This window comes from Candidatus Bathyarchaeia archaeon, from assembly GCA_038882715.1.
Lineage (GTDB): Archaea > Thermoproteota > Bathyarchaeia > Bathyarchaeales > DTEX01 > DTEX01.
On the sequence record JAVZNR010000006.1, the window covers coordinates 25,220 to 38,565 of the forward strand.

Sequence of the window (13,346 nt, forward strand, 5' to 3'; positions counted from 1 at the left end):
TTTATATTACATTGATTTTGGCCTGCCAAGCGAGATTGATTTATGCTAAAGAATCCTATAAAACAAGGGTGCATGGTTTTGTCATGGAGTTCGGCAGCAATCGAAAGTTATGCGGGGCTAAAATCGGCATGATTGCTAGATCTGAAGTCGGTGGACGAATATCTGAGCAACAAATAATTGTAGCTGAAACGGATCCCTACGGATTTTTCGAGATTTATCTAGATGGCCCCCAAGACTACACGCTCTTCGCGTATTACAATGATGATTCAACACCGGGAATAGATTATCTTCCAGCATACAGGATTGTGTCTTTGAGGGAAGAGCCACAGTACGTAAACTTTTCGCTTCTACCGGGAGCCTCGGTTAATCTAGTTGGGGATCCGTTCTTTTCACCGGATGAGAACGCATTTCTAATTGAAGTGAAGGATGAGGGTGATCTTTTAGAGACCGTTAGCTCAAACATTGAGGGTAGGCTTCTAGAATCTCTTGGTTCAAGCATACGGGTATTTGAGACAAGGTTCACGTTAAGGGACAGCAGGGTTGTTTTCGCCCCCTCGGGTGTAAAAGTGAAGATAGAGGTTAACGTATTTAGGAGGATTGGTATGGGAATTATTAGAACAGCGAATTTCACGGTTCCATTCGACGGATACTTGAATCTTAGCAGAGGGAGCCAAACCACAATAGACCTAAAATCTCAGAGATTAAACATCGAAGCCTACATCAGCATACCGGCTCTAATTGATGAAGTTAGGTTGCTGACTGAGAAAATAGGTGTTCTCTCCACATATGAGAGATCTAAGCTCTCTGATGCGGAAAAGCTTCTAGCTGAAGCGAGGGCGTTCATTGAGCAAAAGAATTATGTTGATGCGCAAGCGAATCTCTACGAATCGTATTTACTGCTTACGGATGCGAGAGCCGCGCTCATAGACATATTTCAGAACTCAGCGTCTTCAACAATATTTGTCACCTTGCTTATCGGAATCTCTTCTTCGGCTATAGGAGCAATCATGTTTAAAGATAGATTTAGGAGGGTTTTAGCGAGCTCAGCGGCGTATATTCTTCTCGTCTCGGTGCTATACTACATGTATCCAGGCTACGTTTTTATTCAGGACCCAGCTTACAGTTTTCTAGCTAAATCGATTGGCAGCCCTATAACAGTCCTCGTAATACTATTTTCCTCTTTTGCCGTAGGCTTCATTCTAGTTAACGCGCCTTACAATTACGGGGAGAGAAGCGATAGGAGAACATTATCTATTAGAAGCGCAATCATCGCTGTTTTCTCAATAGCCGCCGAGAACTTGAAGAGAAGAAGGTTCAGAACCCTTCTAGTAATGACTATAGTTCTGGTTTCCGTTACTGCATTCATATCACTAACATCAATATCCTATGAGGGCGGCTTCATAACTGATAGAATTCGGAAAAAAGCCCCTTCACAAGGCATTCTACTATTCCAGCGTTCAAATAACAGCGAGACTCACCCCTTCGGTCCCATTGAGCCATACATCTTAGAGTGGCTTGGTAAGAGTGATAAAGTGCGTTTAATGTCAGTTCTACTGAAAAATTTCCCGCAGGTAAGCCCCCGCGCTTATGTTTCGCCTCCGCCCCTCGGTGAAATCATAAACCCGAAGCTTAAACTTAACTATAGTGCAACGGGCGTTATAGGCTTAAAACCTAGCTTGGAATCCGAGTTAATAGGGATAAACCGTATTGTCGGCGAAGGTGACGGAAGATTCCTAGAGGATGATGATTTAGACGGCGTGTTAATCAGCAGGGAGGCGAGCGAGCATCTGAATGTTAAAGCAGGCGATAGGGTAGTTTTTTGCGGAATCAACTTTACCGTTATAGGTATATTTGATAGCGCAAAACTAAGGGATATTATTGACCTGGACGGCGACCCTGTTCTTCCAAAGGAGGTTTTTGCAATATCCCTCGACGGCGGCTTAGCCCATATTCCCAGATATGTGGCTCCAGAGAGCACTGTGATAATGGTTAGCGAGGCGGCTTCTAAGCTCCCGTTGAAAATCGTCGCGGCAAGAGCTATTGTCCGAACCCAGAGGATTGAGGATATGGTTCCTTTAGCCCGCGCCCTAGCGCTCACTTTTCAGAGGGTTGAAACGTTTGTCTCGTTTGGCGACGAAATAATACATTTCTACATAGGCAACAGGCTGGTTAGCTACGGGTTCACCGAGAGCCTTATGCTTTTGATTCTAGCTTCACTAAACATTGGGGTCACATTACTCAACTCTGTTTACGAGCGTAGGCGTGAAATAATGACCCTATCGACAATAGGCTTAAATCCCACGCAGATATCCGCCGTGTTTATGGCGGAAGCGCTTATAATAGCTTTCATAGCTGGAAGCCTAGGCTACCTGCTCGGCCTAGTGGGCTACTATATTTTCTTCAGCCTCTCCCTATCAAGCCTCGTGGTCAAATATAAGGTTGAGGCTATTTGGGGAGCCTTCGCGCTACTCTTCTCAGCCTCCTCCTCGATGATTGGGGCATTACTGCCTTCATTAAAAGCATCAATTATGGCAACCCCCTCGCTGCTCAGAAAATTCGTTGTGCCCGGCGAAAGCGAGAAGAAAGATAAATGGTGCCTTGAAATCCCCATAAAGATCGTTAACGACGAGGAGCTGCTAAAATTCACGGATTTCATGGAGACTAGGCTCAGAGAGTACGGTGAACCCGTCTATCTTGAGGAGAGAGTGGACGGCGTTGTTCTTGAAGGAGAAAGAAGCGTCCCGGAGAGCCTAAGCATAAAATTCCACTATAAGTATGGATCCGACGACGTGAACACGAGAAATAAGCTTTTTGCCGTAAAAAATGAGGACGGCACCTACACGATAAATCTATCTGTAGAAAGCCTGCTACCCCATAAAAGGAGAAATGTCTGGCAGACGGCAGCGTTCATTAGGCGCTTAGCACTAGAGTACACGGAGACGGGGAAAGGGGGAAAGGAGCAGCAATAGAAAGATAAAAGGGAATGCGGAGTGACCGAATACAAAAACCTTAAATCACCCTTAAGGGTCTATGAAATCTTAAGTTCTAAGGTTACTTAACCTTCCCAAATCTTAGATGTCTAGCTTTGACTCCTTTTTCACTTCATAAAAAATAATAAAAAAGTAAGTGGATTTTTAATGATTTTTAAGGATCGCTCTCTTTTTAGCGAATATCGTTGCCGCTGTAATGATCGCAGTGGTTACTGCTAAAAGTTGCCATTGAGAGGTGAGAGCACTGGGATATGCTTCTGCGGTAGCCAGCTCTACTATTATTCCGCCTACTGGGGGAGGAATGGAGCATATTGTAATTGAGCCGCTTCCCTCATAATCATAGTAGTTTGGCGGATTTTTGAACGTTCCTTGGAATGTTCCTACGATGAATTTGCCAGCAAATGCTCCTGTTCCAGAGACGCCGACAATATATCCGTTGTGAACACCATAATTTGAGTTGTCAAGAACTAGGAAACCATCCAACGTATCTGAGCCGGTGAACGTGAACCTCGCTATACTATACCCTCTCCCCGCATTTATTCCAGATGTTATTATGAAGGCGTTTGAGTCAAGGGTGAATGAGTCAGATATATAACCAGATGAGGCTCCAGTAAGCTTCTGCCTTGTAGTGAATTCTGCTGTAGCGCTCGCTGGAAGCGTTATATCAGACGTTACAAATTGAACCACTGTGTCAGAAGATTGTAAACTCAAGGATCTTACCACTCCTGGCGCATTCTGTCTCGAGCCGATAACGTTAAAGGTTTTTCTAGGCATTCTGCCCGTAAACATATGTAGTCTTCCCCTTTAAAGCTCCACCTATTTGCGCCTGTTAGAGAACCCTCCAGCTCTACAAATAATATTTTACCCGCGCAAACTGGGCCTGAATATCTCAAGAGTCTGCGAAAACGCTTTGATCCAAGAAATAAACCGTTTTTCACAGGCAAAAGCAGGAAATGGGAGAAACCTTTGGGGCGAAGCCCCCGGTTTGGTGGGGCTGCCAGGATTTGAACCTGGGTCACGGGCGCCCGAGGCCCGTAGCCTAGACCAAGCTAGCCCACAGCCCCTTTATCCTTGTCTATTTTATTGTTTGCGGACAATAAAAATTTAACCCCTTAGAGCGAATAGCGTTTGCTTAAACTGTTTATTCTCCTTGTTTGGGCTTGGTGAATTAAAAGTTTAATTTTAGAATGCCTTTTTATCTTAAATTGGTGGTTCTGATTTGACTATGCGTTTTAAAGAGATCTTTTATGGAGGGTTGAGTTTCCTCGTGTTTGATGGGGTTTATGAGCCTGCTGAGGATACTTTTCTCCTTGCTAGGAACCTCGTTGTCCATGATGGTGAAAGAGTTTTGGATGTGGGGACTGGGTGCGGCATGCTGGCCATTCTAGCAGCCTTTAAGGCCTCGCGTGTTTTAGCCATCGACATAAATCCTTACGCCGTTAGATGCGCGAGGGAGAATGCTAGGAGAAACGGCGTTCTTGGAAAAATTGATTTTATATGTGGGAGCCTATTTGAGCCTCTCAGAGCAAACTTATTGTTCGACCTCATATTGTTTAACGCGCCCTACCTGCCCGTGGAAGAAGAGCCTGTGAGCTGGCTTGAGTACGCTTGGGCTGGTGGAAGAGATGGGCGGAAAATTATAGACGCTTTCCTCGAGCGCTTCTCTGAACACTTGAAGCCGGGCGGAAGGCTTCTCTTAGTTCAATCCTCATTATCAGGAGTAGAGAAGACCATATCAACGCTAGCGGATAAAGGTTATAGGGTTGAGGTTACTGACACTGTTAAATCGTTTTTTGAGACCATAGTGCTAATAAAAGCTGTAAAGCCTCAGCGTTAAAAGCTCCAGCTCGCTTCATCTTGGTTTACATATTATCTCCTTAATTTTTCTTCTCTCCTCCTTCTTACCGAAGATTGTTTCTAGGTTAAGGAAGTCTTTGCTCTTAATCGCCTCAATAATTATCGCTGTGTCTAGTCCACCGCCCCTCTCGTATCCAAGCCTACCGGTTCCGCCTAAAGCTATAACCTCTTCCCTCGGCTGAAGGAAGCCCGCATCTGTCGCTATAAGCGTCACTTCAACGCAGACCTTCAGCCCCTCAGAGAACCTGCAGAGAGCCTTCTGAACATCCTCTGGAAAATGATACTTAATGTCTGACGCATAACAGAAGTTGTGCCCCTCCCCCAAAAGCCTTAACCTCAAACTTTCAGGGAAACCTGGGAAAGGTGAACCTGGCGGACCCCTTAAACTCACAACAGTTAGCTTGACGCCCGTGTCCTTGAAGGCTTCTAGGGCTTTTTCGGCTGAAAAACCTGTGATTGAGGCTAACACAACGTTTTTTATGCCTTTCTCGGCGGCTTTTTCCCTAGCCAGCTTAAGCGTATCATCGGTATTATGCTTCCCGCCACTCTCAAAATAAACGATCTTCTCAACGATCATTGCTAACCCTCCCACATAGCTAAAATTTATCTTTTCTTTAAGTATCTTTTAGGTTTTCTCAGCGATAACGGTTCACCGCAACTATTTATTCCCCTACAAACCCATATTTATTCTGATCGTGGAGCCCTCGGAGAACTATTTGAATGGATAGGTTAATGTTTAGAATCGTTGTCTTCTACGCAGCGTCTTCCTTGGCTGCGCTACTATTAGACATTCTGACTCTTTATGGATTGTTGCCGTCGATTCTATGGGGCTTCATCAGGATGTGGAGCGTAGCCCTATCGGCCACATTATGTCTAGCCATGTTTAAGGATGGCGTCCACGCTAAGATGAGAAAGTTTCTGTCTTTCCCAGCCTCTCTCTTCAAACTATACTTGGTGGCGCCGCTCACAGTTTACGCGGCTCTAGGAATTTATATCGCCTTAGCTAACTTTTTCGGGCTATTCGACTTCTCCGCCTACATCGACTTAATTGCTGAAGCAGCCGGATCCAGCGTAACAGGAGGGCAGGCGGAGGCTCTGGCATACGTCCAGATAGCTGTAGCATATTTGGCCGCGGTAACATTGAACATGGTCTTCGCGCTGGGAGAAGAGATTGGTTGGAGAGGCTACCTCTATGACCTGCTTGGCTCTAAGCCCACCGCTACTACGGCCTTAATTATAGGTGTCTTATGGGGGCTATGGCACTCCCCGGCAACAATCCTCTTAGGCTACAATTATCAGGTTAACAGGCTTATTGGCATGTTTCTCTTCACAATACTGGCAATATTATTCACCTATCCTCAAATATTGATAACCAGTAGGGCTGAGGGAAGCGTTCTTCCAGCCTCCTCGCTCCACGGGGCCATAAATTCAATATGGGGTTTAACCCTAGTCGCGTCAAGGGCGCTGAGTGAGACTAGAGAAATATTGCTGGGTTTAGGTTTTATGGGCATAGCGGCATGGACTATATTGGACGCTGCGCTTTACATGCTTAAACTCAGATCCTTTAGGCGTAAATGACGAAAACTCATAGTTAAAGGTTAAGCGCGTGGTCTCTTTCGCGGAGCATAAACTATGGCTTCGGCTGGGCACAGCGAGAAGCAGAGCCCGCAGTTATCGCATCTCTTTACATCTATTTCGGCTATTCCAAAGGGGTTTAATCGTATCGCGTCGTAGGGGCAGGTTTTCACGCATATCCCGCACCCAGCACATTTCTCGGTTACCGAAAGCCTATAAATCCTCTTCCTATTCAGGTCTTCAAGCCTAACAACCCTGTTGAGGACGAGTCCTTTAAAGTCGCTTATCTTCGTGAAACCATGCCTATCCATCCAGCCCTTTAGCTCCGAGATCATTTTTGGGATGATCTCCCGACCTCTAAGCATGATCGCCGTGCAGCACTGCGCTGCCTCAGCACCCACAAGTATAAACCTCACCATATCTTCGCCCGAGGATACTCCGCCTGAACCTATCACTGGAACACCGAGTCTTTCGCCAACTATTTTAGCTGTCCATGAGAGGCTTATCGGCAACTGCCATGGCCCCCCGTAACCACCGTAGCCTCCCCATGAGACAACGCTTAAGGCCTCAACATCTATAACTAGCCCTTGGAACCTTGCAGTAGAAACCAAAGAGTCCACTCCGGCGGAGACCATGAGCCTCGCTAATTCGAGCGGGTTTGCGCCGTGAGGCGTTAATTTTCCGATGACTGGGAGGCTTGAGTTCTCCTTCACAACCCTTATTATGTTCCTTATTGCCTCCGGGCTTCTCGCCACAGCCCTCCCCATGAGCTCATCGCCCTCTATATGTGGGCAGGAAAGGTTTAGTTCTATGGCGTCTGCGCCAGCATCCCCCATCATGGCTGCGAGCTTACCCCACTCATCGTAGCTTCTGCCGGCGACGCTTGCGATTAGGCCTCCGCTGACCCCCCGCCTCCTCATCTCCCGTTTTACCTCTCTTATGAACTTAACCCATTTTTCAGGCTTATGCTCCGACATTAGATCTATGGAGTAGAACGAGTAGAATTTACCCGCGAAGACATCCCTCTTCCCCATAACGTACATGCGGGGCTTAGGCTGAGACTGCTGCATAGGGTCATAGGTTATCGTCTTCGTTACTACGCCTCCGGCAGAGCTCTCAAAACACTTCATTATGGCATTAGAGTTTAATGTTGATGGGCCGGACGCAACTATAAGCGGGTTCGGGTAGAAAACGCCGTTTATGGTGACCGATAAATCTATATCCGCCATCCTACATCAGCCGCAGCTAAATCATTTTTAAAGATTTTAATATGCTACGAATCCTTTCGCGTTCATCTGCCGATACGGGCATTAAAGGCGGCCTGACATACGATGTTTTCAGGACGCCCATCATGACCAGAGCCTCCTTTAAGCGCGCCCTATAGTTTCTAACCGGCGGAGCGAAGATCGCCTCCTCTAAAGGCAGAACCCTATCCCAGATCTCATAAGCTTCCTCATACCTGCCTTCGCCCGCAAGATCAAACATCTCTACCTGCTCCCCGACGGCGATCGTGCCGAAGCCGAGCAATCCTCCCTCGGCTCCCAGAACCAGCGACTCATATATGAAGTTGTCGTTGCCTGTTAGAAGCGTTATTTTCCTAGGGAGCTGCCTCAGCATTCTAGCGATCTCCACAAACTTTCTCGCGTCGAAGGAGGCTTCTTTCAACGCGACGACATTCTTTATCTCAGAGAGCTTCTGGAGCGCTGAGCGCGTATACTCTACGCCGCCGAGCGCCGGCTGCAAATTAAACAGTATTAGGGGGATATCTGCGCTCCTCGATATAGCGTTATGATACTCGTAGACAACATCCTCAGAGGGCTGTCCTATAAAGGCTGGATGCGGGAAGACAAGCAGCCCGTCGGCTCCAGCCTCCTTATATTTCTTCGCTGAAGCCGCAGCCTCCATAGTGTTTCTGGCATGTAACCCAGCAACTATTGGAACCTTTCCCTTAACAACGTTGGAAACCGTTCTTATTATCTCGATTTTCTCCTCCTCGAAGAGCTGCGGCCCTTCGCCTGTGTCGACGTTAACCGCTAGGCCCCCTATGCCGAATGATAGCAGCCACTTAATGTAGTCTTCTAGCTGCTCGTAATCCACGTTAAAGTCTCTATCCATAGGCGTGAGGGTTGCTGGAATTAACCCGAATGGCCGGCAAGGTATCATAACCATACGGTTCACCACCTTCCCAAAAGGCTTAACGCATCTCAAATCAACCTTAATTTCAAGTTAATGTTAAAGTTAAAGATAAAAAGTTCTTCCACAATAAAATGTTTTTGGCGATGAAGTATAGTGCTGCTCCCGGCGCTGATCTTAAGGGATGAGGAGCCCGCGAACCTTTGAGCCTAACCCCATCAACATTTCATGCTCTAGAAGCCGCTTAACCCTAGCCTATAAAGCGTTTTAAACACTGTGCTGGCTTGTCACGGCCCATATTTTGCAGGTTCCCTCTACGCCAACCATGCATGGCCCCACGGGTCTTTGAGGCGTGCAAGCCTTCATGAAAAGTGGGCACTCGGTAGGCTTAATCTTCCCAACTATGACGAGGTGGCATTGGCATCCGGGCCTAATGTCTCTTCCGCCGCTAATTTTAACGCTGTGTCTTTCATGCGCATCGTATTTTAAGTATTCTTCTTTAAGCGCCAGCGTCGAGTCGGGTATTCTTCCAATTCCACGCCAGTTTCCACCCACAACCTTGAAAACTCTCCCCATAAGCTCCTTGGCTTTAATGTTTCCCTCCCATCTAACAGCCCTCTTATACTCGTTCTCTAGGGCTGCCGTGCGATTTTTAATCTGCTTTAAAGCCATATATATTGCGAGTAGAACATCCACGGGTTCGAAGCCGGCGACTATTGTCGGCATACGGTAAGCCTTGGGAAAAATCTCGTATGGCTCCAAACCTATAATTGTGCTGACGTGCCCCGGAGCTATGAAGGCATCTATCTGAAGGTCACCTATGCCGAGCATGAGCTCCATAGCCGGGGGAATAAGCCTATGGGAAACTAGAAAGCTGAGGTTTCTCGGAGACCCCTTAACTATTTCGGCCGCGGTTGAGGGCGCTGTCGTTTCAAAGCCTATCGCGAAGAAGACAAACTCCCTGTTAGGCTCCCTCTCAGCCATCCTCACAGCGTCGATAACGCTGTAGACTACGCGGACATCAGCACCCTTAACCTTAGCCTCAAGAGGAGACATGCTGGATCCCGGAACACGGACAACGTCGCCGAAGCATGTCAGCACAGCGCCTTTAAGCGCAACTTGAATCGCTTCGTCTACTTCAGCCGCTGGCACAATGCAGACCGGGCATCCCGGACCAGCTATAACGTCAACTGTTTCAGGCAGCATGCTCCTTATGCCGTAATGCGATATAACCCATTCGTGGGTTCCGCAGACGTGACATATCTTAACGACATCTTTTTTCGGCGCAACCTCATGGATCTTCTCAACGATTCTTTTCGCGAGTTTAGGGTCTCTAAAGCCCTTCTCCCAACGCATGAGCCATCATCTTTCGCTTTGTTCTTCCTCTAACGCTAGAATCTCCCTCCACAGTTCTAGGGTTTCATTGGCTTCCTTCTCGTCTAGAACCTGTATGGCGTAGCCGGCGTGCACGAGGATGTAGTCGCCAACCTTAGCGTCTACGAGAGATATATTAACTTCTCTAACTACTCCGCCAAAATCGGCTTTGGCCAAGTCTCCGTTAACCTCAATAACCCTAGCTGGGATCGCTAAGCACATGCTCTCAGTCTCTCAAAAATGGAAGAAGACAAATAAATACTTTCCCCAGCCTCTTCGCATGAAGCCCGAGAATGCTGGAAAAACAGGCGTCAAGTATAGGGATGGATCGATAAGTTAAAGAGGGGCTATATTCAATTTGTTCTCTGGAGAACGCGAGACTTGACTGCCGGTAAGAGATTCGGCGAAATAAACTCCTCATGGAACCCTATAACCGGCTGCCTACACATGTGCTCCTACTGTTGGGCTAGAATGTTCGCTAAGAGGCTTGCCTCCATGGGCGTTGAACCCTATAGGACGCACGGCTTTAATCCAACCTTAGCCGAGTGGAGGCTTAGAGATAGGATTCCAAGTGGAAAATTTATTTTTGTTTCAGATATGAGCGATATGTGGGGTGACTGGGTTCCGGAGGAATGGATTGAGAAGGTTCTGAGGGTTGTTAGATCGAGGCCTAAGTCAAAATTCTTCTTTCTAACAAAGAACCCTAAGAGATACTTGGAGTTTGAGGACAGGTTCAGCGAGAACGTTGTTTTGGGCGTAACGCTGGAGACCAATAGGGATTATGGGTTAAGCAGGGCGCCGAAGCCTAAGGAAAGGTATGAGGCTATGGTTAAGCTCAACTGGAGGTGGAAGGCTGTCGTCGTTGAGCCGATCCTAGACTTCGACGAGGAGTTCATAGACTGGATATACGATATTTCGCCGGAGATAGTTTACGTCGGCTACGATAATTATGGAAACAGGCTCCCGGAGCCGAAGCTGGAGAAGACGATGATACTTCTAGAAGCCTTAAGGGGCATCACGGATCTGAGGCCGAAAACTATAAGGAAAGCTTGGAGCGAAGCATGATATCCTAGCTAGCATATTCTTGGGACGGGGTCTCCAAGAGGCCTCGGAATAATCCTTTTACCGCCTATAACCGTCTCCATCGCCACCCCTATGAAGCTGTCTGTGACTTCACCTATTATGGCGGCGTCCCTGCCCTCCTCAGTCCCCTTAAGAAGCTCAAGAGCTTCCTCAGCCTTCTCCCTAACTACGCCAATAACCACTTTACCTTCATTACCTATCTCAAGGGGGTCTAGTCCAAGCATCTCACACGCAGCCTTAACCGGCTCCCTTATAGGAATCCTATCCTCATATATGAGCACGCCAAGCCTAGATTTCTCGCTAAACTCGTTCAACGCGTCGGCTAGCCCACCGCGGGTCGGATCTTTCATGGCGACAACCCCGCCGACCTCGCTGAGCAGGCGTCTAATCATCTTGTTCAGCGGCTTAACATCTGACTTTACTTCGCCGCTGAAGTTTAGGCCCTCCTGAGCCGAGAGGACTGCTACTCCATGGTCGCCGATCGTCCCTGAAACTATTATTTTATCTCCAGCCTTCAGGTTTGAGTCCAGCAGCCACCGGCCCCTAAAGTCCGCTCGATACCTTTTAACCACGCTGATGTTCTTTCTTAAGACCTCTGTTTCAAACCCTATGCCAGAAGTGTTTATTACGCATCCGCCCAGAGAACCCTTCTCAACAACCTTAGTATCCCCCGTAACGATTGCGACGCCAGCTTCAATGCAGGTTTCACGAATACTATTCAATATGCGCTCCAAGTCTCTGAGCGCCAAACCTTCTTCGAGAATCAGGCCGCAGGCTAAGGCTACCGGCTCAGCCCCCATAACAGCGATATCATTAACGGTCCCTGAAACCGCTAAACGGCCTATGTCTCCTCCCGGAAAGAAGATTGGTTTAACGACATGAGAGTCGCTCTTCAAAACTACGCCGTTAACTACGGCGGCGTCATCTAGATCCCTGAGCGAAACCTCTAGGCCGCTTCTCTCTAAATCGCCGAAAAACCTAATTATATATTTTCTGATGAAGTCATGCATGACTGAGCCGCCGGCACCATAAAGCATGGTTACATACTCACTTCCAACGCTCATCTTCCACACCAAGCCGCACTTAGATATTCTTAAATCTATGCTTCATCTAAACTTTTCCTATGCATGAATGGGCTCTGGCAGAAGCCATAATCTCAACAGTCACTCAATTTGCTGAGAAAGAAGGCTTAAAAGAGGTTAGCGAAGTCCATTTAAAAGTCGGAGAACTCCAGCAGGTTGACAGAGAAATCCTGGAGTTCGCTCTAAAGGAGATAAAGTCCGGAAAACTCGCCAACACGAAGTTCATTATACGGGTTTCTAGGGCAACATTTAAGTGCAGGGTATGCGGCCACAAATGGTTTTTCAGGGATATTAAAGCCTCCGACGAGATCATGGAGTCGATACATTTTATTCCTGAGGTAGCCTACGCTTATGTGAGGTGCCCTAAATGCGGCAGCCCGGACTTCAGCTTATCAGGCGGGAGAGGGGTTTGGGTTGCAGGCATACGGGGTGTAAAATAGCTTATGCTTGACCCTAGGAAAAATATTATAGATGAGCGGATGAGCGGCATAAAAAAGATAATTGTTGTTTCAAGCGGTAAAGGTGGTGTTGGGAAAAGCGTAATAGCTTCGACCATGGCACTGCTGCTCGCTGGCAGAGGCTTTAAAACCGGTCTATTAGACTTAGATTTCACGAGTCCGACAACCCATGTTATTTTAAATGCTAAGAACTTTAAGCCCATCGAGGATAGGGGCATTGTTCCGCCCGAAGTTTATGGCGTAAAATACATGTCGCTAATATTTTATCTTGGGGATCAGGCTTCGCCTCTAAGGGGAAATGAGCTCTCTAACGCCCTGCTGGAGCTGCTTGCTATCACACGTTGGGGCAGCCTTGACATTTTATTGATCGATATGCCTCCGGGGATAAGCGACTTGATGCTAGATGTGCTAAAGTATGTTAGGGGGGCAGGCTTCATTGTGGTTACAACGCCTTCAAGAATGGCTTTTGAGACCGTTAGGAAGCTTCTGATTTTATTGAAGAGCCTTAAAGCCCCGATAATTGGCGTAATAGAGAACATGAAGATGAATGAATCAGCGTACATTAAACGTGAGGTTGAGACTTTAGGCGAAAGATTTCTCGGAGAGATACGCTTCGACGAAAACCTTGAGGAAGCCCTTGGAAGCATAGAGAAACTCCTTAAAACCAGTTTCGCCAAAGAGGTGGAAAACATTCTTCTGAGAATCAAGAACCCTTAAAAACACTAAAAAGAAAGAGAGGGAAAGAAAGGGAAGCGCGTTTTAAGGGGGTTGAGGCCGCGCGTTTTATCGCTGCA

General features: G+C 47.3%; 13 protein-coding genes and 1 tRNA gene. 6 read left to right on the plus strand and 8 right to left on the minus strand.

The window, feature by feature from the left end:
* Positions 1 to 83: 83 nt before the first annotated feature.
* Positions 84 to 2,969, plus strand: a complete 2,886-nt coding sequence (locus QXR61_04910) for an ABC transporter permease (protein MEM3757284.1) — start codon at positions 84 to 86, stop codon at positions 2,967 to 2,969.
* Between the two features lie 165 nt (positions 2,970 to 3,134).
* Here the strand turns inward: QXR61_04910 and QXR61_04915 are convergent, their stop codons facing one another.
* Both QXR61_04915 and QXR61_04920 read right to left on the minus strand, forming a co-directional pair.
* Positions 3,135 to 3,779 carry a hypothetical protein gene (locus QXR61_04915; protein MEM3757285.1) on the minus strand — a complete coding sequence of 215 codons (645 nt, stop codon included), beginning with the start codon at positions 3,777 to 3,779 and terminating at the stop codon, positions 3,135 to 3,137.
* A 197-nt stretch (positions 3,780 to 3,976) separates the two neighbouring features.
* A tRNA-Pro gene (locus tag QXR61_04920) sits at positions 3,977 to 4,054 on the minus strand.
* A 161-nt stretch (positions 4,055 to 4,215) separates the two neighbouring features.
* Here QXR61_04920 and QXR61_04925 point away from each other — a divergent pair.
* The gene (locus QXR61_04925) at positions 4,216 to 4,827 is read left to right on the plus strand and encodes a class I SAM-dependent methyltransferase (protein ID MEM3757286.1); all 612 of its coding nucleotides are present in this window, start codon (positions 4,216 to 4,218) and stop codon (positions 4,825 to 4,827) included.
* 15 nt (positions 4,828 to 4,842) lie between these two features.
* Here QXR61_04925 and QXR61_04930 read toward each other — a convergent pair whose 3' ends face one another.
* The gene (locus QXR61_04930) at positions 4,843 to 5,424 is read right to left on the minus strand and encodes a pyruvate kinase alpha/beta domain-containing protein (protein ID MEM3757287.1); all 582 of its coding nucleotides are present in this window, start codon (positions 5,422 to 5,424) and stop codon (positions 4,843 to 4,845) included.
* 143 nt (positions 5,425 to 5,567) lie between these two features.
* On the opposite strand from QXR61_04930, the gene QXR61_04935 reads away from it, so the two are divergent.
* Entirely contained in the window at positions 5,568 to 6,425 is an 858-nt protein-coding gene (locus tag QXR61_04935) for a CPBP family intramembrane glutamic endopeptidase (GenBank protein ID MEM3757288.1), read from the plus strand.
* Between the two features lie 20 nt (positions 6,426 to 6,445).
* Here QXR61_04935 and QXR61_04940 read toward each other — a convergent pair whose 3' ends face one another.
* The 4 genes from QXR61_04940 to QXR61_04955 form a co-directional block, all read right to left on the minus strand.
* Positions 6,446 to 7,651 (minus strand): 4Fe-4S binding protein, encoded by a 1,206-nt coding sequence (locus tag QXR61_04940; GenBank protein MEM3757289.1) that lies wholly within the window; start codon positions 7,649 to 7,651, stop codon positions 6,446 to 6,448.
* A 16-nt stretch (positions 7,652 to 7,667) separates the two neighbouring features.
* Positions 7,668 to 8,591, minus strand: a complete 924-nt coding sequence (locus QXR61_04945; protein MEM3757290.1) for a dihydrodipicolinate synthase family protein — start codon at positions 8,589 to 8,591, stop codon at positions 7,668 to 7,670.
* 231 nt (positions 8,592 to 8,822) lie between these two features.
* On the minus strand, positions 8,823 to 9,911 hold the full coding sequence (gene hypD, locus QXR61_04950) for a hydrogenase formation protein HypD (protein MEM3757291.1): 1,089 nt from the start codon (positions 9,909 to 9,911) through the stop codon (positions 8,823 to 8,825).
* Between the two features lie 6 nt (positions 9,912 to 9,917).
* The gene (locus QXR61_04955; protein MEM3757292.1) at positions 9,918 to 10,151 is read right to left on the minus strand and encodes a HypC/HybG/HupF family hydrogenase formation chaperone; all 234 of its coding nucleotides are present in this window, start codon (positions 10,149 to 10,151) and stop codon (positions 9,918 to 9,920) included.
* Positions 10,152 to 10,310: 159 nt separating this feature from the next.
* Here QXR61_04955 and QXR61_04960 point away from each other — a divergent pair, with 159 nt between their 5' ends.
* Positions 10,311 to 10,994 (plus strand): DUF5131 family protein, encoded by a 684-nt coding sequence (locus QXR61_04960; protein MEM3757293.1) that lies wholly within the window; start codon positions 10,311 to 10,313, stop codon positions 10,992 to 10,994.
* 8 nt (positions 10,995 to 11,002) lie between these two features.
* Here the strand turns inward: QXR61_04960 and hypE are convergent, their stop codons facing one another.
* A complete protein-coding gene (gene hypE, locus QXR61_04965; protein ID MEM3757294.1) occupies positions 11,003 to 12,076 on the minus strand; it encodes a hydrogenase expression/formation protein HypE in 1,074 nt (357 codons plus the stop codon).
* Positions 12,077 to 12,135: 59 nt separating this feature from the next.
* Between hypE and hypA the strand changes: the two genes are divergently transcribed.
* Together hypA and QXR61_04975 are read left to right on the plus strand one after the other, a co-directional pair.
* Positions 12,136 to 12,534 carry a hydrogenase nickel incorporation protein HypA gene (hypA, locus tag QXR61_04970; protein MEM3757295.1) on the plus strand — a complete coding sequence of 133 codons (399 nt, stop codon included), beginning with the start codon at positions 12,136 to 12,138 and terminating at the stop codon, positions 12,532 to 12,534.
* A gap of 3 nt (positions 12,535 to 12,537) precedes the next feature.
* Complete coding sequence (locus QXR61_04975; GenBank protein MEM3757296.1) at positions 12,538 to 13,269, plus strand: P-loop NTPase; 732 nt, start codon at positions 12,538 to 12,540, stop codon at positions 13,267 to 13,269.
* Positions 13,270 to 13,346 lie beyond the last annotated feature (77 nt).

Bases quoted from the DNA above. Each gene is read 5' to 3' on its own strand.
- hypE (MEM3757294.1), bottom strand. From the start codon at position 12,076: ATGAGCGTTGGAAGTGAGTATGTAACCATGCTTTATGGTGCCGGCGGC.
- QXR61_04975 (MEM3757296.1), top strand. From the start codon at position 12,538: ATGCTTGACCCTAGGAAAAATATTATAGATGAGCGGATGAGCGGCATA.
- QXR61_04945 (MEM3757290.1), bottom strand. From the start codon at position 8,591: ATGGTTATGATACCTTGCCGGCCATTCGGGTTAATTCCAGCAACCCTC.
- QXR61_04930 (MEM3757287.1), bottom strand. From the start codon at position 5,424: ATGATCGTTGAGAAGATCGTTTATTTTGAGAGTGGCGGGAAGCATAAT.
- QXR61_04910 (MEM3757284.1), top strand. From the start codon at position 84: ATGGAGTTCGGCAGCAATCGAAAGTTATGCGGGGCTAAAATCGGCATG.
- hypA (MEM3757295.1), top strand. From the start codon at position 12,136: ATGCATGAATGGGCTCTGGCAGAAGCCATAATCTCAACAGTCACTCAA.
- QXR61_04955 (MEM3757292.1), bottom strand. From the start codon at position 10,151: ATGTGCTTAGCGATCCCAGCTAGGGTTATTGAGGTTAACGGAGACTTG.
- QXR61_04915 (MEM3757285.1), bottom strand. From the start codon at position 3,779: ATGTTTACGGGCAGAATGCCTAGAAAAACCTTTAACGTTATCGGCTCG.
- hypD (MEM3757291.1), bottom strand. From the start codon at position 9,911: ATGCGTTGGGAGAAGGGCTTTAGAGACCCTAAACTCGCGAAAAGAATC.
- QXR61_04925 (MEM3757286.1), top strand. From the start codon at position 4,216: ATGCGTTTTAAAGAGATCTTTTATGGAGGGTTGAGTTTCCTCGTGTTT.
- QXR61_04940 (MEM3757289.1), bottom strand. From the start codon at position 7,651: ATGGCGGATATAGATTTATCGGTCACCATAAACGGCGTTTTCTACCCG.
- QXR61_04935 (MEM3757288.1), top strand. From the start codon at position 5,568: ATGGATAGGTTAATGTTTAGAATCGTTGTCTTCTACGCAGCGTCTTCC.